The organism is Microbacterium sp. Bi128 (genome assembly GCF_918698205.1).
Window position 1 is genome coordinate 14,247 of record NZ_CAKKMM010000008.1, and the last position, 18,531, is coordinate 32,777.

The following is an 18,531-nucleotide window of genomic DNA, read 5'->3' on the forward strand; positions in this document are numbered from 1 at the left end:
TTCCCCGGCGCCCGCCACGATAGGAGCGGGCGACGGGGATGATCCGGGGGGTTGCGGGCGCGGCGAAACTACTTCGCGGCGACGGCTTGCGGGCTGAGGTCGAGCCGTCGCAAGAGCTGCGCGTTGAGCGCGACGACGATCGTGGACAACGACATCAAGATCGCCCCCACCGACATCGGCAGGATGAACCCGATGGGTGCCAATACCCCAGCAGCCAACGGCACGGAGAGCAGGTTGTACCCGGCCGCCCACCACAGGTTCTGCTTCATCTTGCGGTAGCTGGCCCTGGACAACTCGATGACCGACAGCACCGAGCGCGGGTCGTCGCTGGCCAGGATCACACCCGCCGACGCGATCGCCACGTCCGTGCCGGCACCGATAGCGATTCCCACGTCCGCCTGAGCGAGAGCGGGAGCATCGTTCACCCCGTCACCGACCATGGCAACACGGCGGCCCTCGTTTTGCAGCTCTTTGACCTTGGACGCCTTGTCTTCCGGGCGCACGCCAGCGAAGAATCGATCGATGCCGAGGTCGGCGGCGACGGCCGCGGCGACAGCTTCGGCGTCACCGGTGATCATGACGACCTGCACATCCCGCTGATGTAGCGCGTCGACCGCCGCGCGGGATTCAGGTCGCACCTCATCGGCAAGACGCAAAGCCCCAGCGACCGTTCCGTCAACGAGCACGTGCAGGATGATCGCGCCGTCCTCTCGCCACGCATCTGCGACAGGCAGCTCGCGTCCCCCTTCTCGGTCCAGCAGGTTCGGCCCACCTACCTGTACGACGCGACCATCCACCCGGGCACGAACGCCCACTGCGGGTGAGGATTCAAAATCGGTGGCGGAGGCGATGGGGAGCTGCTTCGCTTTCGCGGCGTTGACGATCGCGCGGGCCAACGGGTGCTCCGAATCGGTTTCCGCGGCGGCCGCCAAAGCCAACAGGTCGTCCTCCTGGAAAGAATCGGTCGGTTGGACGGCGGTGACGGCGGGAGCTCCCCGGGTGAGAGTTCCGGTCTTATCGAACAAGACGGTGTTGACCGTTCGCATGCTCTCCAGCGCGAGGCGGTCTTTCACCAGGACACCCGCACGTGCCGCGCGCTCCGTCGCGATCGACACCACCAACGGAATTGCCAGGCCCAGAGCGTGCGGGCACGCGATCACCAGCACGGTGATGGTGCGGATCACCGCGTCATCGGGGGAACCCAGCAGCGCCCAGACCAGCGCGGTGATAACGCCTGCACCCAACGCGAACCAGAACAGCCATGCCGCCGCGCGGTCGGCCAGCCGCTGCGCGCGGGAAGAAGAGTTCTGCGCGTCGGTGACCAGCTTTCTGATGCCGGCGAGGGCTGTGTCCTCGCCCACCGCGGTGACTTCCAGGCGGATACCGGAGTCGGTGGCAACCGTGCCGGCCACGACTTGGTCGCCGTCATTCCGACGCACGGGGCGGGATTCCCCGGTGATCATCGACTCGTCCATGCTCGCCGAGCCCTGAACGATTCGCCCGTCCGCGGGCACGCGCCCACCGGGTCGCACAACGACGGTGTCCCCCACACGCAAATCGGCAGGAGCGACGGTGACCGTGGTGTCCCCGTCGACCTTCTCCGCCTCATCAGGCAGCAACGCCGCCAGCGAGTCCAACGCCGAGGTGGTCTGAGCGAGGGAACGCATCTCGATCCAGTGACCCAGCAGCATGATCACAATCAGCAGCGCCAACTCCCACCAGAAGTCCAGCTGGTGATCAACCAAGCCCAAACTCGCATGCCAGGACGCAATGAACGCGACGGTGATCGCGAGAGCGATCAGCAGCATCATGCCCGGCTTGCGGGCACGCAGCTCGCTGACCGCCCCGGACAGGAAGGGCGCACCGCCCCACGCGTACATCACCGTCCCCAGGACGGGTGAAACCCACCGCACCCACCCCGCATCCGGGAGCGCGTACCCAATGAGCATCGAGAACATCATCGAGAACCCGACCACGGGCACCGCGAGGACGAGCATGATCCAAAACAGCCGGCGAAACTTCGCCACATGGTCGCCGTGGCCGGCGTGACCACCGTGGTCAGCGTGCCCATGGTCCGACATCCCCCCAGCCGGGGCCCCATCTGCCGTGTGGTCGTTGTGCGCTGACGCCGGGCCCGTTACCGCGGTGTGTCCGTGGTGTACGCCGTGGTCGTGCTCATTCACGGGGTCTCCTTCCGTTTCAACGTGTCTGCGCGTCACACGCTCAAAGGCGCAGGCAGTCCGTTGCCCTCCACAAGTACACCCCCGGGGGGTATATTCCCGACCCGTTGACGAGCACGGTCGCGATGCTGCTCGATCGGTACTCTCGCCTGCCCAAGGTCCTCACCACCGAAGCGGTGCAGGCCTCCGACGTCGTCATCACCATGGGCTGCGGCGATGCGTGCCCGTTCTTCCCCGGCAAGCGCTACGAGGACTGGAAGCTCGACGACCCGGCCGGGCAGGGCATCGACGCCGTCCGTCCGATCCGCGACGAGATCCGCACCCGCATCGAACAGTTGGTCAGCGAACTCGTCTGAGCGACTCCGATTGCCGTGCACTGTCCCCGGGACCTCGTCTCTCCGTCGACAGCCTCCTTGCCTCGTAAGTTCAGCAAGCACTGTATAATCAGTGCATGCTGACTATTGCTTCTCGCCTCGACGTCATGAACCGGCTCGGCCGGGCCATGGCGGACCCGACGCGTTCCCGGATCCTGATGACCTTGCTCGGCGGCCCGAGCTATCCGGCCGTGCTGTCGCGCGAGTTGGAGCTGACCCGCTCGAACGTCTCGAACCACCTGACCTGTCTGCGCGACTGCGGCATCGTGGTCGCCGAGCCTGAGGGGCGGCAGACGCGCTACGAGATCGCCGACCCGCACCTCGCGGCGGCGCTCACCGCACTGGTGGACGTGACGCTTGCTGTCGACGAGCACGCTCCCTGCGTGGACTCTTCGTGCACCGTGCCGGGCTGCTGCGGGACGGGAGCAGGCGAGTGAGCGCGGCGTGCGGCTGCGAGCACGACGAGCCCGAGACTGTCATAGGCGATGAAGCCGAGGAGGCGGAGCGCCCCTGGTGGCGGGACCGCGGGATCATGGTCCCGGTCTTCTCCGGCGTCGCCTTCCTCACCGGCCTGGCGCTGGAGTGGTCCGGGATGGAGATCCCGGCACTGGTGGCGTTCTGGATCGGTCTGCTGCTGGGCGCGTCGACGTTCACCCCGGGCGCGATCCGGAAGCTGTTCAAGGGCAAGCTCGGCATCGGCCTGCTGATGACCATCAGCGCCGTCGGCGCGGTGATCCTCGGCTACGTCGAGGAGGCCGCCGCCCTGGCGTTCCTGTACTCGATCGCCGAGGCGCTGGAGGACAAGGCGATGGACCGTGCTCGCGGCGGGCTCCGGGCGCTGCTCAAGCTCGTCCCGGAGACCGCGACCGTCCGCCGCGACGGCGTCTCGGTGGAGGTCGCCGCGAAGGACCTGGCTGTCGGTCAGTTGATGCTGGTGCGGCCGGGCGAGCGGATCGCGACCGACGGCGTCGTCCGCACGGGACGTTCCAGCCTGGATACGTCCGCGATCACGGGGGAGTCGATCCCGGTCGAGGTCGAGCCCGGCGATGCCGTGTCGGCGGGTGCGATCAACACCGCGGGGGCGCTGGAGGTCGAGACGACCGCGGCCGGCACGGACAACTCGCTGACCACGATCGTCGACCTGGTGGAGAAGGCGCAGGCGGAGAAGGGAGACCGCGCCCGTCTCGCCGACCGCATTGCCCGCCCGCTCGTGCCCGGCGTGCTGATCCTCGCCGCTCTCGTCGCGATCATCGGGTCGCTGCTCGGCGACCCGGAGCTGTGGATCACCCGCGCACTCGTCGTGCTGGTCGCGGCATCGCCCTGCGCGCTGGCGATCTCGGTCCCGCTGACCGTGGTGGCCGCCATCGGGTCGGCGAGCAAGTTCGGCGTGATCATCAAGTCCGGGGCCGTGTTCGAGCGGTTCGGCGTGATCCGCCACGTCGCGGTCGACAAGACCGGCACCCTGACCCGCAACGAGCCCGCCGTCACCGCGGTGCTCACCGCCGACGGCGTGACCGAGGCGCAGGCGCTGGCGTGGGCGGCGTCGTTGGAGCAGCACAGCACCCACCCCCTCGCGGCCGCGATCACCGCTGCAGCGCCTGAGGCCCCTGCAGCCGAGGGCGTGACCGAGCAGGCAGGTCACGGCATCGAAGGCGAGCTCGACGGCGCGCGGATCACGGTCGGCAGCCCGCGTTGGCTCGACGCCGGATTCCTCGGCGACCAGGTCGCGGGGCTGGAGGAGCAGGGCATGACGGTCGTGATCGTCCACCGCGACGGCGAGCCGGTCGCCGCGATCGGCGTCCGCGACGAGCTGCGCCCGGAGGTCCCCGAGGTCGTCCGTACCCTCGCCGCGCAGGGCATCGGGGTCACGATGCTCACCGGCGACAACGCTCGCACCGCCCGCGCCCTCGCCGCCCAAGCGGGGATCGAGGACGTCCGCCCCGAACTGCGCCCGGAGGACAAGGCCGCTGCGATCGCAGAGCTCGGTGCGAAGGGCTCGGTCGCGATGATCGGCGACGGCATCAACGACGCCCCCGCCCTGGCCGCTGCCGATATCGGCATCGCGATGGGCGCGACCGGCTCCGATGCCGCGATCGAGTCCGCCGACGTGGCCTTCACCGGCCACGACCTGCGGCTGCTGCCGCGCGCGTTCGACCACGCCCGCCGCGGACGGCACATCATCAACCAGAACATCATCCTGTCGCTGCTGATCATCAGCGCCCTGCTCCCGCTCGCCCTCTTCGGCGTCCTCGGCCTCGCCGCCGTGGTGCTCGTGCACGAGATCGCCGAGGTCGTCGTGATCCTCAACGGTCTGCGCGCCGCCCGGACCCGGAAGACCATCGCGTGACCGTGCAGGACGTCGCCGCGACAGTCGGCGAAGACCGTACGGGCCCACGGCCGCAGGCGAGGAGAGCCCTTGGCTTCACCTTGGTCGTGGCCGTGCTCGCTGTGGTGCTCGACCAGGCCTCGAAGGCCCTCGCCGTGGCACAGCTGGCCCCGGGGGAACGGATCCCGCTGGTCGGGGACCTGTTCGGCCTGTCCCTGGTCTACAACCCCGGAGCCGCGTTCTCGCTCGGCTCCGGGGCCACCTGGATCATCACCCTCATCGGCGTACTCGCCTCCGCCGCGGTGGTCATCTTCGCCATTCGGCTGCGCGGTGCCCGCTGGGGCCTCGCGCTGGGGCTGGTCCTCGGCGGCGCGGTCGGCAACCTCATCGACCGAATCATGAACCCGCCCGCGTTCGGCCGCGGCCACGTCACCGACTTCCTCGCCTACGGCGACCTCTTCGTCGGGAACGTCGCCGACGTCTTCGTCGTGATTGGGGTCGGACTCGTCTGCCTGAACCTCCTCCTGCCGAACGCTCGCACGATGACCAACAGCGAGAGAACGGAAAGCGCCTCGTGAAAGTGGAATTGCTGCACATCGTCGACTGCCCCAACACGGACATCGCCGAAGCCAACGCACGCGCGGCGCTCGACGCTCTCGGGCTCGGGGGCGTCGCCGTCGAGCTGGTGACGATCCACACCGAGGCCGAAGCGGCAAGCCTCGGGTTCGGAGGATCGCCCACGCTCCTGGCCGACGGCGTCGACCTATTCCCGACATCTCCTGTACAGGCACTTGCGTGCCGCGTCTACACAACGAAGAACGGGTTCGCTGGGGCACCAACCACGTCCCAGATCGAACGGGCGATCCGAGCATTGCCCGAGCAGGCGTAACCGGCGGACACGATCATCACCTGGTCAACATGGAGCCCACCAAGCCGTGGTGCGAATACTGCCTCCCGAAATACTGCTCTCCACCGACAAACTTGCGACAATCGAACACATATTCGATACTGGCGCAATGCGTGACGACGGTCCCCGCCGGCATCCCCAGCTCCTCGCCCGCGAGACGTCACCCGCTCACTGGGTGATGCTCAACGCTCGCGATCAGGTCGCCGGGACGATCGAGCTGCGCCGCACGGACGACGGGCCACGCTACCGGGTCGAGGTAGTCGGCGGTGAACTGCTCGGCTGGGCGACGTCGCTCAAAACGGCCACGGAGCGGCTGCACCGCGTCATCATTTCGGCGGGCGTGCCCGGTGGCGGGATCAACGGTTCGTGACCGTCAACGAGGCGTAGGGGGCCGCGCATGGTGCAAGTGTGGTCGCCCATGTCGCAGCTACAGCGCTCCCCTGAGCCGGGGGTGTGGTTCATCTTCGACAAGAGCAAGCGGATAGCGATCGTCCGCGTTGTCGAGGTGCACGGGCGCAAGCTGCTGCGCTCGGTGACCTTCGATCACGACCCGGCGCAGCGTCAGCTCATCGGGTACTTCCCTGAGGACGCGATGCGCCTGGCGGTGGAATGCACGTGGAGCGAGTACGTCAAAGCCGTGGGGCCCTCGACGAGCAACCGAAAGTAGATCTGGCCTGTGCCGCGGCGTCAGCCGCGGCGCACGTGTAGCAGCGTCCATCCCTCCGGGACTGCCGCTCGCATGGCCTCCATGTCGGGCGCCTCAATCTCCTTCGCCCCGTCGCGGCGGGAGAACTCCCCCGCGGCGGCGAGGAGCGTTGTTCCGCTCGACATGCGAACGGATGCCTTCACGAGCTCGAACCCGTCAGGCGCGGCGGCGCGCAGCGCCTCGTGCGCCTCCGCCAGCGAGTGAGCTTCGACGTCGGCTGTCGGGGCGTCCGCGGGGCGGATGGTTCCAACGAGTATGTGCGGCGGTCACTCCCCCATGCGCCGGCCCACCGGCAGTTCACCGGTCCCGATTGGATCGAACGGCTTGCCGCCGTTGTACTGCTCCTCCACTCGTGCGACCTTCTCTAGGATCGCTTCGTTCGCGAACTTCGTCAGGGTCATCGACCCCTCGTAGCGCTGTAGGGCAAGCACCGCGGCGCGGGTACGTCCCGAGTCCTCCGGGTGCTGGTAGATCGAGATCTTCGGCGGCTTCTTGCCGGATGCTGTCTGCGCGGCTCCCTGCGCCGCTGTGCGGCCCTGAGACGCCTCGGCGGGCACGCTGGGTGCGGGAGCGACTGCGGGGGCCTCCTGGGGCGCTTCTGCGGCGGGAGGCGTGAAGATGCTTTGACCCGACAGGCTGGATTTGCGGGGGGCAGGACGGCTCATGAGTACGCTCCTTCAATTTCGGTGAGGTGCTCGGCGTAGATCGCGCCGAGTGCGGTTGCTTCTGCGCTGCCCCACTCGTCGAGGCCGCGTGCGGCCTCGGTAGCGTCTGCGATCACGACGCGCTTGGGGATGGGCTGTCCGATGATCCTGAGGCCGCGCCCTTCGGCTGCTTCGCGCAGCGCGTCGAGCCACTGAGCCCCGCCGACGGTGCGTTCCTCGTGCTGGTTGACGATCACCCCGGCCACGCGCAGCGAGGGATTGGAGTACGCGCGCACGTTCTCCACGGTGTCGAGGAGCTGCCCGAGTCCGTCGAGGCTCCATTTCTTCGTGTGGGTGACGATCACCGCGGCATCCGCGGCCGACAGTGCGTTGATCGTGAGCTGGTCGAGCGAGGGCGCGGAGTCGATCAGGATCAGGTCGTAGTCGTCGACGACGGGGGCCAGGGCCTCGCGCAAGCGGGCTTCGCGGCCGACCCCGGCGATCACGAGTTCGTCGCGAACCTCGCTCAGCGTGCGGCCCGTCGTCGGCACGACGTCGAGGCCAGGCCAGACACCGGGCACGATGACGTCGCGCAGCGTCTCCCCCGCTCGGGTGCTGAGAACGTCGGCTAGGCCGACCTGATCGGCCTCCACCTCGTCGGCGGTGATGTTGCTCGTGAGGTTGCCTTGTGGGTCGTTGTCGACGGCCAGCACGCGGCGACCGGCGAGGACCGCGGCGCGGGCGAGCTGGAATGTCGTTGTGCTCTTGCCGACGCCGCCCTTCTGGTTGCAGAGGGCGAGGATGAGAGCGGCCATGAAATTACCTCCGTTGACGGGAAAGACTCTATTACCGGTATTAGGTTCTGGGGAGGACTGAGAGGGGGGCGCGCCGCGCCCCCTCTCCTGTTCGCTCAGAACGGGGTGTCGTCGCCGTAGCTGGCCTCGGAGCCGGCCTCCGTGCCGGCGGTGCCCTTCTCAACGCGGACGCGCTGACCTCGAAGGCTTACGCTCACCTCGTCGGCGTTCACCTGGTGCTGAACACGGGTGCCGTTCTCACCCTTGTACTCAGTGACGCGGTAGCGGCCCGCGAACGTGACACGGATGTTCCCGGATGCCTCGGCGGCGTCGACGAGGTTGACGGCCTCGCTGCCGCTCACGGCGACGTCGTATCCGATCGGCGCGCCGTCGACGTAGCTGCCGTCGTCCTGCCTGATGCGGTCGGTCACGATGACTCGTGCGTAGGCGTACGGGCCGCGCTCCCCCTGTCGGAGCGTCGGCGTCTCGGCCAGGTTGCCGGTGCGGGTGATGTAGCTCATGGTCTTTCTCCTTCTGCTAGTGGTGCGTGGGTGTATTGGCGGCGTTGCATCTAATAACGGTATTAGCGCCTAACTGACGTATCGGTCAACCTCCAAGACGTGTCCATCCATTTGCGACGGATACCAAACGTGCTCGACGGGGCTGGTGGGGTAAGGGTTTTCCAGGCGAACCCCCGCACGGCGGAACCCGCCTCGATGGGGGCCAGCTCGTACTGCACTACGCGAACCGGGCTGTACGGACGCCCGTCGCAGCTCTTGACCCGATCCCCGAACCGAAGATCGGCCAGACGGGTGACGGTGATGCTTTCGATCGACATTTCTTCCTCCTCGTGTTGGAATTAACTCTATTGTAGTCAATGGAGTTATTAGCGTCAAACCTTCTCGGCTTCTCCGCGCAACAGGTTCGCCACAGCCTCGGCCAGCAGCCAACGGCGATCGGCGGCGGCGCGATCCTCGGCGGTGTAGTCGCCGTAGCGGTCCTGGTGCTCGAAGTCGTCGCGGCCACGGCGGGCCATGTCCAGCAGCTCGTCGATGCCCTCGACCAGCTCGGCGCTGACCGGGACCACGCGCCCTCCCCCGTCGACGACGAGGCTCAGGGGCTCGGCCATGCCCTGAACGTGCATCGCGTAGCCGTCGCCCTCGCGCTCGACGTAGGCCGTCAGGACGGTGGCGCTCTCGTCGTTGTCGAAGTCCACGCGCCCGTAGCTGTCGGGGTCTTCTCCGAGCGGCCAGAGCTGCGGCTCCAAGCGGTCGCCGGTGTCGTAGGGGGTCAGGTTGTTGGCGGTCATGGTTCCTCCAATAGGGGTGATGTAGCTAATAGGGGTATTGGCTCGGGGTGGTCAGGCGGCGAACAACTTCGCCACGCGGTCGATCTGATCGGGTCGCATGTCGCACCAGTGATCGTCATCGTCGACGACGACGACCGGGGCCATCGTGTAGCCCAGCTCCTCAGTGACGTACTCGCGCGCGGCGGGGTTCTGGGTGATATCCACCTCGACAAACGGGATGCCCTTGCCTTTCAGCATGAGCTTCGTCATCGAGCACTTCCCACAGCTCGGACCCGTCGTGTAAACGGTCAGCTTGTCCATTTCGTGATCCTCCCATCCCCTCGTTTTTTGCCGTGAAGGCGAATTCATTCGCCGCTAGGGAGGACGGCCGGAGTGCCAGTGACCGTGGAATACCGGACTGAGCGCAGCGAGGGAGGATATGCCGCGAAAGCACTGGCGCGCAGGTTGGCCGACCGTACGCTGCCGAAGGCTTCACGGCAAAAGAACGGGCCGAAGGCCCTTGCAGTCGGCCGGCTCCGTCCGGCCGTCGATCAGCCGGCGGCGGCTCCGTCCGCTGCCGGCCGCGGTGGTCGTTCGCTGCCCTCGGAGTCATTAGAGGCATTAGGGGTGTTGACGGCGTTTCCGATTCTCGAGAACGGACCGCGGGGGAGGGGCGGCGCGCAGCGCCGCCCCCGATCTGCTCAGACGAGCATCTGGCGCACATCGTCGGCCGACGTGATGAGGGTTGCCCCGCCGCGGATGAGCTGGTGGGTTCCCGAGCTGGTCACGCTCGTCAGGGGGCCGGGGAGGGCTCCGACCGGACGGCCCAGCTCACGCGCCCACGTCGCCACGCTGAGCGACCCGCTGCGCCACCCAGCCTCGACGATCACCGATCCCGCCGACAGGGCCGCGACGAGACGCTGGCGGCGCGCGAACCGATAGCGGTTAGGGGCTTCGTCAGGCTCGACCTCGCTGACGATCGCGCCGCCCGTCTCGATGATGCGTGCGGCCAGCTCGCGGTGCCCCTGGGGGTGTACGCGGTTGACGCCGCCCGCGGCCACGATGACGCCGGTTCCGCTGCTGTTGAGGGTGGCGTAGGCGGCTTGGGCGTCGATGCCGTACGCGCCGCCCGTGACGATGGTGTGCGTCTTGGCGAGGTCCGCGGCCAGCTCGCCGCCGACGTGCTCGCCGTAGGCGGTGCTCGCGCGGCATCCGGTCAGGGCGACGGCCTGGCGGGCCGTGAGCGCGTCGGCGTTGCCACGGACCCAAAGACGCTCGGGGGCGTCGTCTCCGAGCGCGAGGAGCGCCCACACGGCGGGGTGCGTGGTCGGGGTGAGTTCCTGAATGGCGGTCATGGTGTCCTCCGGGTTTGGGGTTATTGGCGCTAATGGAGCTAATTGGGGGTGATGGTCAGTGGGTGCGGGGCCGGTAGTCGACGCCCCATGTCAAGATCACCTCGGGGAAGGCGTCGGGGGTCTTGGCGCGCAGCTCGGGGTTCCGGCGGCTGCGCCACGGCTCGCGGTCGCCCTCGGTGGGGATGCCGAAGTAGGCGCGAATCTCGCGGATGCGCTCGACCCACACCGCCGAGTCGCGCACGACGGGGGACAGGCCCGAGTGACGATCCCCGATGAGTGATTCCTGACCGGGGAAGGTCGAGACGCGGAGGTTTCCGCGGCCCAGGTCCTCGATGACGACGCCGGGGCGCTCGTCCAGCGTGATCGCGTCCCCGCGGCTGTAGGTGCTGGTGCTCATGGGTTCTCTCCTTCTCGTTGTTTTGCCGTGAAGGCACGAATGTGCCGCGGAGGGAGAGCGGGTGGAGCGCAACCCGGAGGGCGGTGGGGGAGAGAGTTTCGGCGCGATGTGAGGGAGCGCAGCGACCGCGTGCCGAAAGTCTCAGAGGAGCCGGCCCCCGCGTCAGCGGGGGCTTGCGTGGAGCCCGATCGACCGGATGCTGCCGAAGGCTTCACGGCAAAACAACGGGCCGTCAGGCCCTTACAGTCGGTCGGCTCCGTCCGACCGTCCGTTAGCCGGCGGCGGCTCCGTCCGCTGCCGGCCGCCGTGGTGGTGCCTGGCCTCGGGATGCCGGGGACGGGGGAGCGGCCCCCGTGGGGGCCGCTCGTGCTCATTCGCATATGTCCAGCTCGTAGGGGAAGGCGTGGAGGCTGTAGGCGCTGCTCTCGCCGTCAAAGCCTGCGGCGGGGTCGTAGATCACGGGCCATTCGTCGAACGTCACGCGGGTCATGGAACCGGGCGCGACCCGGCCGAAGATGTACGGCACGGGCTGGCTGTCGTCGTCGGGTGCGGTCCATCCGCGGTACTCGTCGATGCCCTGGACGTCCTGCCAGGCTTCCGCGATCTGCAACGCGGTGTCGTCGTCTACGACGGGCGCGCCCTTGCTGGTCGTGCCGATGGGCTCGACGTCGAGGGCCGATCCGTCCGGGAAGGTCAGTCGCATGATGTGTTCTCCTGTCGCTAATGGCGTCAATGGGGGGAATAGGTTTATTGGCGGTGTTCGGGGTACTCGGCCGCGATCCGGGCGGCGACGTTGCACACGTCGTCGGGGGTCACCTCGTCGAGGAGGATCGTTCGCATTCCGGTGTCGAGGTCGATCCACCACACGGGGCGCACGGTGTCGGCGTCGATCCCGGCGCGGTGGGCGGGGAGGCCGCTCGACTCGTCGAGCGGCCCGAAATACACCTGAGGGGTCCAGCTCTCCGCGCCCATGTCGGTATAGACGAACGTCGGGAACGGGAGGAGCTGCGCGAGGTCTTCCAGCAGCTCGGCCACGGCGGCGGGGGTGAGGGCGTCCACGGGGGTTCTCCTTCGGTGTCAGTGGTCGACGGCGAGGTCGTACCCGCCGAACGGGGAGCGGGCTTCGACGTGTCGGCCCCCATAGGGGCCGCGCACGGTACGAACGGGGGAGCCGGGGCGCTGCCACTCGGCGGGGTAGTTCTTCGCGCACCACTTCGCGGCGGCGGCGCGGGCCTTCTTCTCATCGGTGGGGTCGCTGGTGAGCTGCGGCATGACGGGCAGGGATCGCCACCCCGGCATGGCGTGGTCGTGCCATGCCTCGATCCCGGCGTTTTCGTCGTCGGTGATGACGTGCCAGGCGCAACCGGGGCAGATCACGAGATACCCGCCGCCCTTGGGGAGCGGGGCGGCGCTGTGGTCGTGGTCGGCCTGCCGACAGCTCGTGTCGGCGTGGAAGGTGTGCAGCTCGTGGCCGTCGTCGGTGACGGCGCGCGCGCCCGCGTTCCATTCGTTGCGGTTCCACATGTGCGAGCGGGGGACGCATCCGAAGTGACCGAACTCGGCGCGGTAGCGGTCGAACGCTGCATCCAGCTCGGCGGGGCTGTAGTAGCTCGTCGTGTAGGTCAGCGGCGCGCCGTCCCACGCGGTCGCGGCCACGGCCTCGCGCTCGAACTCGGCCAGGTCGAACAGGATATCCGCGCTCATGGTGTCCTCCTCGGAGTTTGTGGAGCTAATAGGGGTATTGACGGCTTAGGCGGCGACGGCTGCGGCCTCGGGCTGCTCGGTGAGCGCGTCGGCCAGGGAGTGAGCTGCGCGGCGGACGTTGGCGGCGGTGGCCTTGATCGTCTCGGCGTCGCACTTGCTCCACCCGGCGACGTAGCCGACGCTGTAGCCGCTGGTGTCGAGTCCGAGAATCCCGGCGACGACGTAGGCGACGCTCTCGGCTTCGGTCTCCTTGATGCCGCGGTGCTCGACGTACTCGGCGTGATCTTCCTCGGCGTGCAGCAGGACGTGAGCGGCCTCGTGAAGGGCGGTCTTCGCGGCCTGGGCGGGGGAGAGGTCGGAGTCCAGCACGACGCGGCGCGTCTCGGGGTCGGTGTATCCCTGCGCGCCGCCCGCGATGCTCTCGCGCTCGACCGTCCAGCCCTGCCCGGTGAGGTAGTCCGTTACGGCGTCGAGAATCCCGGCGGTGTCCTCGCCGGTGAGGGGGCGGGCAATCTCGGCGGGGTCGCCCGCCTCGGGGTCGATGAGGTCGGTTTGCCCCATGTCGAACACGGACACCGGGAAGAACATCGTGCGGCGCTGCTCCTCCTCCTGGCCGGTGGTGGGGTTCTCGACCGTCTCGCGCACGTCGCGACCGCCGTAGATGCGGATGCCGCGTTCGCCCTTGCGCACCTGGCGGTTGAGCTTCTGCCACGTCCGGTAACCGGCGACGTGGGACGCCTCGGGGCACTGACCGAAGATCAACAACAGGTTGTTGATGCTGTAGCGGTGGAATGCCTTGGTGAAGTCCAGGAACCGCGCCCACGCCTCGGACTCGCGCAGCGCCTCGACCTGATCCGCGATCTTGGCTTGCAGCTCGTCGGCCTCGGCGCGACGCTGCTCGGGGGTCTTGGTGCTCTTGACGGTGCGTGCCATGTTCGGAACCTTTCGCCGCTATTAGGGATAATTCCCTGCTCATCCCCTCCACGTTTTTTGCCGTGAAGGCGGTTTTCCGCCTTAGCAACCGGAGGGTGCAGTGCAACCCGAAGGGCGGGGGAGGAGAGCGTTTCGGCGCGAAATGAGGGAGCGCAGCGACCGCGTGCCGAAAGTCTCGGGGGAGCCGGTGGCGTAGCCACTTGAACGGAGCCCGGAGGTAGCTACGACCGGAGCGCAGCGGAGGGAGCCGCCGAAGGCTTCACGGCAAAAAACCGGGGCCGAAGGCCCTTGCTGGCCGGCGTAGCCGGCTCCGTCAGCGAGCCGGCGGCTCGCAAGCGGCGGGCACCGTCGCCCCGCCGTCAGGCGATGCGGACAGCTCCCAGCAGTCGGGCCAGCATCCGGTCGGTGTCGTCGAGCTCCACGGGCTCGATGGCCGCGGGCTCGACGAAATTACTCGAGCGGAGATCTCCGTCGACGCGCTCAGGGGCGCTCTCTCGCGCGGCGGTGCCGGCGCGCTCGTGCTCGACGATGCGGCGGGCTTCCGCGAAGTCGAGTCGGCCGTCACCGCGGCGCGGGTGCGGGCCGTAAGAGTGCGTGCCGTCCTCGGGGACGAGGGAGAGTTGCCCGCGCGCCGGTCGACGGCTCGCGTCCGGTCGACGGGGTGCGTGCATCCACGTCTCCTCGGCCTTCCACCACGCCCACACCTCGCGCTCAACGCGGTAGCGGGTCGCGCGGGCGTCGAGACGTCCAGCGATCGCGAAGCGCTCGGCCGCGGCGTCGACGGTGCTGCGTGAGCTGCGCACCCATCCAGCCGGCGTCGGATCGACGATGCCGGCGTAAGCAAGACGGTCGAGGAGACGGGCTGTGCGAACGAGGCCGGCGCCGATGGTGCGAGCGAGGTCGTCAAGGGTGGCGGGGGTGTGGTCGGTGCGTGCGTAGATGTTCCCGGCGAGGTGTCCCAGCGCGGGGCGGGTTGAGGTGAACAAGTCGTGCGCGGCATCCGTCATGCGGGCGGTGATCGTTGCGAGGAGCTGGGTTCTCTCAGCGGCCCCGGCCCCAGGGGGGCGCGGGTCCGCTTGTGACCGGGCGTGATTCGGAGTGCTGTGGAGAACGTTCCTCGGGTCGATCGTCCACTGAGCCCCGCGCGGTCCCTCAGCCGCGGCGGCGTGGGCGATCCACCCGTCTTCGGCCAGGCGCAGCAGCGCCGTACGGGCCGTCTCGCGACCGACGCCAGCCAACAGGGCCAGGCGGCGGGTGTCGGCCTCCACGGTGCCTCTGAGGGCATGCAGGGCGATGACGCACAGGACGTCGAGGATGCGGCGATCGGCGGGGCCACCGCCGCGGGTCCAGCGGCCGGCGGCGGTGTCGGCGCGCTCCTGGACGTCGCGCACGTGCGCGGCGATCCTGTCGGCGCGACGATCGAACGTCGGATCGTCCCCGATCTGGCGTGAGCTGGTGGCGACGTAGCGCACGGCCTTGTCCCACTGACGCGCGAGGATCGCGCCCTGTTCACGCCGCGGCCGCGGTGTACGGCCGCGGGAACTCGTGCGCGTGCGGACGTGCTCGAGGCCCTCCGCGTCGTCGACGAGGGCGGCGACGTCGGCGTGGTGCCAGCGTGCGGAGGCCGCGCCGATCAGGACGCGCCAAAGCTGCGCGGAGGCGTCGGCCCCGGCAGGCAGCTCGCGCAGCGCCGCGGCGCTGACTGCGGGCAGCTCGCGACGTCGACCGGGCAGGTACAGCCGGCGGTGCTGATCGACCGGCAGCGGGCCGCTGGGCCGCTCCTGCTCGGTGTCGGCGGGCTCGGCGACGTCGACGAGCGCGGCGAGACGGGTCACGAGGCCGCGGATAGCGGCTGCGGGCGTCTGAGGGGCCGTCAGGACATCCAGCGCGCCCATGAGCGGTGTCGACACGCCTCCGTCGCGGTGCGGCGCTCCTGGGGGCCGTACACAGCCGGTGACGGGGTTCGACAGCGGCGAAAGGTCAAGGCTCGGGCACAGGTGCTTCACGAGGCGATTGAGCGTGGCCACAGTGGTCGCGTCGACCGACTCGGCCAGGCCGACCCATACGTGACGCCCGCCGGCAGGACCGGACTCGCACACGAGGAAGGGGATACCGGCGTCGACCAGGTGGCCGGTGAGCACGTCCAGGTCGCGCAACGGTGCGGCAGCGTCGCCGTGGGCGTCCAGGTCGAACGCGAGGAACCGGAACCGCTGATCGGTGCCGGCGAGGTACATCGCCCACGGGCGCTCAGGTGCGCGATCGCGCAGCTCCCGATCGAGGTAGCGATTCAGGACATTGCCGTAGGCGTCGGCCACGGCCACGCGCACACGGGGGCGTGGGCTCAGCTCAGCAGTGAGCGCCCAAGAATGTGCGCGCGAATACTGCGTAGCGATAGCGCTAGGGGTTATGATGACACCACCTTCCGGGTTTGCCCGGTGGGTACGACAAAGCCCCGGTTGCCCACCGGACTTTGTTGGAACTGCCTAGATCTGACCGGTCGCCAAACTCAGAAGATCAGGCACTTAGCTTTGGCCCCCCGTCTCATAGAGGCGGGGGGCTCGCTCATTTATGCGGCTCTGGGGGATGCCTCCTTGGGGGCGTTCAGCTCGGGAATCGGCAGCTCGGCCGCGCGGTCGCGCGGACGCGGCGGGGCGTACTGGGGCATTCCCAGCGCCTCAGCGGCGAGCATTACGAGGTATTCGCCGTATGAGAGGCCGGCGGCGTCGGCGTTGTGCTTCAAGATCGCGCCGAACTCCACGGGCGGCTTCGCCAGAATGGCGTCGCGCTGTCCTTTGCTCGGCCTTCCGTTCTGCGTTCCCATGCGCGCCAGTCTGTCGGTTTTCCTTAAAGCAAAGGGTGCGACACGCCGCCCGTGCGCCGTGACTGTCATGCGAGGGTGACGACGCATTCAACGTCGCCCAGCATGAGCTTCGCGCCGATGGGGACGACGGTGGGCTCTCCGGGGGTGAGCCAGCGCGTCGGTGTGGTCAGCACCTCAACGCCGTTGGGGGAGTTGAGGTCGGTGACGATGATCTGCCCGTCCTGGTCGACCTCGATCGCCGCGTGCGTGCGCGAGAGCTGTCGGCCGGGGCTGACGACGGTGAGGGCGTGCTGACCGTCCTTGGCGATTGGCTCGCGCCCGATGACGACGCGGCCGGGAACCGTCACGCTCCGCTGCGTGGTAAACGCAAGGTGCAGAGAGGGCGTCGTGGGACGGCTCACGCGCGTAGCTTCTACGTCGTCGTCCAGCTCGGGAACGATCGTCGACACCGGGGCCGACGAGACGGGAGCCGGCGCGGGTGCCACCTCGGGGAGGTGCACCACCTCGTCGACGTCGGCGGGCAGCTCCTCAGGAGCGTCGACGGGAACCGGCGGAGCGTCGACGGGCTCCCCCTGCGGGGCGACCTCAACACGCAACGGCTCCTCGATGTGGCACTGGATGCACGTCGTGGACGTGACCGGCTGTAGCCGCCGGCAGTGTCGGCAGCGGCCCTCGTCGACGCTGAGGCCGTCCGCGGCCGGGATGATGCCTTCGGCGTCGACGAGCTGCACGTACCCCTCGGGGCGCACAGCGAGCTGGTAGCTCGCTGCGGCTTCGGTGACGTCCAGGCGCACCGGGCGGCGGAGCTGCACCGCGTAGGACACGGCGCGGGCGATGAGCCCGGTCCTGAGCGCCTCGATTGACTCGGCCGCGCACGCGCGGCTGGTGCCGTTCACGGTCAGGGTTCCGGTGGTGTCGCCGTGCAGCTCTGTGACCAGGCGGGGCCAGGTCGGTACGCGGGTGAGCCCGGGGACGGGCTGTGTGGTGTTCATAGACCCTTCGCCACCGCTGCACCGGCAGCGAGCCATGCCCGCTGAGTGGAGGGGCGCAGCGCCCCGTAGTTCAGCACTCCGTCGACCATTGCGGGGTCATGGGGGATGGTCACGGCGGCGCGGGCCAGGCTCTTGTAGCCGTCCGCGACGTGCGCGAGCTCGGCGGCGGTGGCCTTCGGGTCGGCCTGGCTCACGACGACCACGGCGTCACGGGCCAGCTCTGCCGATCCCTGGTCGCGCTCGGCCAGCGCTTCAAGAAGAAGCGCGCCGGCCTCGGCGTGGTCGTCGCGGGTGGTCGTGGCGACCACGAGCTGATCGGTCTTGTCGATCATGCGCAGCCACATCGGGTCCGACTCGTCGTTGCCGCTGTCGATGAAGATCAGGCGGTAATACTTCGCGGCGACGTCGTGGATCGCGTCGACGTCGCTTGGCTCGACGCGCTGCTCGTGCGCGAGGGCCATGGGCTTGCTGCGCAGCACGTCGAACTTGTCCTTGGTCTGGTGGTGCACGTAGTGGTTCAAGTCGGCCGACTGCGCGCCTGTGCTGAGGAGTCGGGGCACCTGGGGCAGAAGGTCGAGAAGGGTCGCCTCGTGCTTGCCCTGCTCGGTGCGCCAGCCCAGCGTGCCGCGGGTCTGGTTGTTGTCCCACGTCAGCACGCCCGATCCGCCGTAGCGCGCGAACACGGCGGCGAGGAGAACGGTGGTCGGGGTCTTGCCGGCCCCGCCCTTGCCGTTCACCACGGCGATCGTGCGCGGCCCGGGCCAGTGCTGGGAGACAGCGAGGACGTCGGCGCGCTCGGCGCGCTCGGCCTCGCTGGGGCTCATCCGGATGCCGAAGCGGGTCAGCGACCCGCGCCACCCCTGCGTCGCCGGCTCCTCGGTGTTCTCCTGCGTGAGGAACGACTGACGCGCCGCACGTGGACTCGATTGGACGGGAGCTGCGGGAGCTGCGGGGGCTGCGGGGGTCGGCTCGGCTGCGGGCACCCTGTCGATCGGCGGGACCGCTGCGGGCGTGCTCGTCCACGCGCTGCTGTCTGCGGGGAGCCCGGGTGCCGCGGCGGACGTCGGGGCAGGGGCGCCGGGGATCAACGTGTCTTCGTCCAACTCGGGG

23 protein-coding genes and 1 pseudogene are annotated in these 18,531 nt (G+C 68.9%); 7 read left to right on the top strand and 17 right to left on the bottom strand.

The window, feature by feature from the left end; all coding sequences use genetic code 11:
• Positions 1–68: 68 nt before the first annotated feature.
• Positions 69–2,081 carry a heavy metal translocating P-type ATPase gene (locus tag LQV45_RS01550; RefSeq protein ID WP_230005442.1) on the bottom strand — a complete coding sequence of 671 codons (2,013 nt, stop codon included), beginning with the start codon at positions 2,079–2,081 and terminating at the stop codon, positions 69–71.
• 248 nt (positions 2,082–2,329) lie between these two features.
• Here LQV45_RS01550 and LQV45_RS01555 point away from each other — a divergent pair.
• From LQV45_RS01555 to LQV45_RS01585, 7 genes and pseudogenes are all read left to right on the top strand, one after another.
• Positions 2,330–2,536: pseudogene (locus tag LQV45_RS01555) on the top strand (heat-shock protein HtpX); the annotation flags it as partial.
• Positions 2,537–2,631: 95 nt separating this feature from the next.
• Positions 2,632–2,991, top strand: coding sequence for a helix-turn-helix transcriptional regulator (locus tag LQV45_RS01560; protein ID WP_016465417.1), 360 nt, complete (start codon positions 2,632–2,634; stop codon positions 2,989–2,991).
• A complete protein-coding gene (locus LQV45_RS01565) occupies positions 2,988–4,901 on the top strand; it encodes a cation-translocating P-type ATPase (protein ID WP_230005420.1) in 1,914 nt (637 codons plus the stop codon). Before LQV45_RS01560 ends, LQV45_RS01565 begins: the two co-directional genes overlap by 4 nt.
• On the top strand, positions 4,898–5,458 hold the full coding sequence (gene lspA, locus LQV45_RS01570; protein WP_016465415.1) for a signal peptidase II: 561 nt from the start codon (positions 4,898–4,900) through the stop codon (positions 5,456–5,458). Before LQV45_RS01565 ends, lspA begins: the two co-directional genes overlap by 4 nt.
• Complete coding sequence (locus LQV45_RS01575) at positions 5,455–5,769, top strand: hypothetical protein (RefSeq protein WP_230005421.1); 315 nt, start codon at positions 5,455–5,457, stop codon at positions 5,767–5,769. The genes lspA and LQV45_RS01575 overlap by 4 nt, the downstream gene beginning before the upstream one ends.
• Positions 5,770–5,896: 127 nt before the next feature.
• Positions 5,897–6,157, top strand: coding sequence for a hypothetical protein (locus LQV45_RS01580; protein ID WP_230005422.1), 261 nt, complete (start codon positions 5,897–5,899; stop codon positions 6,155–6,157).
• A 27-nt stretch (positions 6,158–6,184) separates the two neighbouring features.
• Complete coding sequence (locus LQV45_RS01585) at positions 6,185–6,454, top strand: hypothetical protein (protein ID WP_230005423.1); 270 nt, start codon at positions 6,185–6,187, stop codon at positions 6,452–6,454.
• A 20-nt stretch (positions 6,455–6,474) separates the two neighbouring features.
• Here the strand turns inward: LQV45_RS01585 and LQV45_RS01590 are convergent, their stop codons facing one another.
• From LQV45_RS01590 to LQV45_RS01665, 16 genes are all read right to left on the bottom strand, one after another.
• Positions 6,475–6,618: a hypothetical protein gene (locus LQV45_RS01590; RefSeq protein WP_230005424.1), complete on the bottom strand. Its 144-nt coding sequence runs from the start codon at positions 6,616–6,618 to the stop codon at positions 6,475–6,477.
• 141 nt (positions 6,619–6,759) lie between these two features.
• Positions 6,760–7,158, bottom strand: a complete 399-nt coding sequence (locus LQV45_RS01595) for a hypothetical protein (RefSeq protein ID WP_230005425.1) — start codon at positions 7,156–7,158, stop codon at positions 6,760–6,762.
• The gene (locus tag LQV45_RS01600; protein ID WP_230005426.1) at positions 7,155–7,952 is read right to left on the bottom strand and encodes a ParA family protein; all 798 of its coding nucleotides are present in this window, start codon (positions 7,950–7,952) and stop codon (positions 7,155–7,157) included. Before LQV45_RS01600 ends, LQV45_RS01595 begins: the two co-directional genes overlap by 4 nt.
• A 95-nt stretch (positions 7,953–8,047) precedes the next feature.
• Positions 8,048–8,452: a single-stranded DNA-binding protein gene (locus tag LQV45_RS01605; RefSeq protein WP_230005427.1), complete on the bottom strand. Its 405-nt coding sequence runs from the start codon at positions 8,450–8,452 to the stop codon at positions 8,048–8,050.
• Positions 8,453–8,823: 371 nt separating this feature from the next.
• Positions 8,824–9,240, bottom strand: a complete 417-nt coding sequence (locus LQV45_RS01610; RefSeq protein ID WP_230005428.1) for a hypothetical protein — start codon at positions 9,238–9,240, stop codon at positions 8,824–8,826.
• Positions 9,241–9,291: 51 nt separating this feature from the next.
• Complete coding sequence (locus LQV45_RS01615; protein ID WP_230005429.1) at positions 9,292–9,540, bottom strand: glutaredoxin domain-containing protein; 249 nt, start codon at positions 9,538–9,540, stop codon at positions 9,292–9,294.
• 380 nt (positions 9,541–9,920) lie between these two features.
• A complete protein-coding gene (dprA, locus tag LQV45_RS01620; protein ID WP_230005430.1) occupies positions 9,921–10,574 on the bottom strand; it encodes a DNA-processing protein DprA in 654 nt (217 codons plus the stop codon).
• 55 nt (positions 10,575–10,629) lie between these two features.
• Complete coding sequence (locus tag LQV45_RS01625) at positions 10,630–10,971, bottom strand: hypothetical protein (RefSeq protein WP_230005431.1); 342 nt, start codon at positions 10,969–10,971, stop codon at positions 10,630–10,632.
• A 370-nt stretch (positions 10,972–11,341) separates the two neighbouring features.
• The gene (locus LQV45_RS01630) at positions 11,342–11,674 is read right to left on the bottom strand and encodes a hypothetical protein (RefSeq protein WP_230005432.1); all 333 of its coding nucleotides are present in this window, start codon (positions 11,672–11,674) and stop codon (positions 11,342–11,344) included.
• 44 nt (positions 11,675–11,718) lie between these two features.
• Positions 11,719–12,030 (bottom strand): hypothetical protein, encoded by a 312-nt coding sequence (locus tag LQV45_RS01635; protein WP_230005433.1) that lies wholly within the window; start codon positions 12,028–12,030, stop codon positions 11,719–11,721.
• 18 nt (positions 12,031–12,048) lie between these two features.
• Complete coding sequence (locus tag LQV45_RS01640) at positions 12,049–12,675, bottom strand: DUF6349 family protein (RefSeq protein WP_230005434.1); 627 nt, start codon at positions 12,673–12,675, stop codon at positions 12,049–12,051.
• Between the two features lie 45 nt (positions 12,676–12,720).
• The gene (locus LQV45_RS01645; protein ID WP_230005435.1) at positions 12,721–13,608 is read right to left on the bottom strand and encodes an ArdC-like ssDNA-binding domain-containing protein; all 888 of its coding nucleotides are present in this window, start codon (positions 13,606–13,608) and stop codon (positions 12,721–12,723) included.
• A gap of 359 nt (positions 13,609–13,967) precedes the next feature.
• Complete coding sequence (locus LQV45_RS01650; protein ID WP_230005436.1) at positions 13,968–15,929, bottom strand: hypothetical protein; 1,962 nt, start codon at positions 15,927–15,929, stop codon at positions 13,968–13,970.
• A gap of 245 nt (positions 15,930–16,174) precedes the next feature.
• The gene (locus LQV45_RS01655) at positions 16,175–16,429 is read right to left on the bottom strand and encodes a hypothetical protein (protein WP_230005437.1); all 255 of its coding nucleotides are present in this window, start codon (positions 16,427–16,429) and stop codon (positions 16,175–16,177) included.
• Positions 16,430–16,494: 65 nt separating this feature from the next.
• On the bottom strand, positions 16,495–17,421 hold the full coding sequence (locus LQV45_RS01660) for an FHA domain-containing protein (protein ID WP_230005438.1): 927 nt from the start codon (positions 17,419–17,421) through the stop codon (positions 16,495–16,497).
• On the bottom strand, positions 17,418–18,531 hold a 1,114-nt coding region (locus tag LQV45_RS01665; RefSeq protein WP_230005439.1), incomplete at its 5' end, for an AAA family ATPase. The genes LQV45_RS01660 and LQV45_RS01665, both read right to left, overlap by 4 nt.

What these genes read in the sequence shown, in the direction of transcription:
- LQV45_RS01550 (WP_230005442.1), bottom strand. Translation starts at nt 2,081, where the DNA reads ATGTCGGACCATGGGCACGCTGACCACGGTGGTCACGCCGGCCACGGC.
- LQV45_RS01560 (WP_016465417.1), top strand. Translation starts at nt 2,632, where the DNA reads ATGCTGACTATTGCTTCTCGCCTCGACGTCATGAACCGGCTCGGCCGG.
- LQV45_RS01580 (WP_230005422.1), top strand. Translation starts at nt 5,897, where the DNA reads ATGCGTGACGACGGTCCCCGCCGGCATCCCCAGCTCCTCGCCCGCGAG.
- LQV45_RS01585 (WP_230005423.1), top strand. Translation starts at nt 6,185, where the DNA reads ATGGTGCAAGTGTGGTCGCCCATGTCGCAGCTACAGCGCTCCCCTGAG.
- LQV45_RS01590 (WP_230005424.1), bottom strand. Translation starts at nt 6,618, where the DNA reads ATGTCGAGCGGAACAACGCTCCTCGCCGCCGCGGGGGAGTTCTCCCGC.
- LQV45_RS01595 (WP_230005425.1), bottom strand. Translation starts at nt 7,158, where the DNA reads ATGAGCCGTCCTGCCCCCCGCAAATCCAGCCTGTCGGGTCAAAGCATC.
- LQV45_RS01600 (WP_230005426.1), bottom strand. Translation starts at nt 7,952, where the DNA reads ATGGCCGCTCTCATCCTCGCCCTCTGCAACCAGAAGGGCGGCGTCGGC.
- LQV45_RS01605 (WP_230005427.1), bottom strand. Translation starts at nt 8,452, where the DNA reads ATGAGCTACATCACCCGCACCGGCAACCTGGCCGAGACGCCGACGCTC.
- LQV45_RS01610 (WP_230005428.1), bottom strand. Translation starts at nt 9,240, where the DNA reads ATGACCGCCAACAACCTGACCCCCTACGACACCGGCGACCGCTTGGAG.
- LQV45_RS01615 (WP_230005429.1), bottom strand. Translation starts at nt 9,540, where the DNA reads ATGGACAAGCTGACCGTTTACACGACGGGTCCGAGCTGTGGGAAGTGC.
- dprA (WP_230005430.1), bottom strand. Translation starts at nt 10,574, where the DNA reads ATGACCGCCATTCAGGAACTCACCCCGACCACGCACCCCGCCGTGTGG.
- LQV45_RS01625 (WP_230005431.1), bottom strand. Translation starts at nt 10,971, where the DNA reads ATGAGCACCAGCACCTACAGCCGCGGGGACGCGATCACGCTGGACGAG.
- LQV45_RS01630 (WP_230005432.1), bottom strand. Translation starts at nt 11,674, where the DNA reads ATGCGACTGACCTTCCCGGACGGATCGGCCCTCGACGTCGAGCCCATC.
- LQV45_RS01640 (WP_230005434.1), bottom strand. Translation starts at nt 12,675, where the DNA reads ATGAGCGCGGATATCCTGTTCGACCTGGCCGAGTTCGAGCGCGAGGCC.
- LQV45_RS01645 (WP_230005435.1), bottom strand. Translation starts at nt 13,608, where the DNA reads ATGGCACGCACCGTCAAGAGCACCAAGACCCCCGAGCAGCGTCGCGCC.
- LQV45_RS01655 (WP_230005437.1), bottom strand. Translation starts at nt 16,429, where the DNA reads ATGGGAACGCAGAACGGAAGGCCGAGCAAAGGACAGCGCGACGCCATT.
- LQV45_RS01660 (WP_230005438.1), bottom strand. Translation starts at nt 17,421, where the DNA reads ATGAACACCACACAGCCCGTCCCCGGGCTCACCCGCGTACCGACCTGG.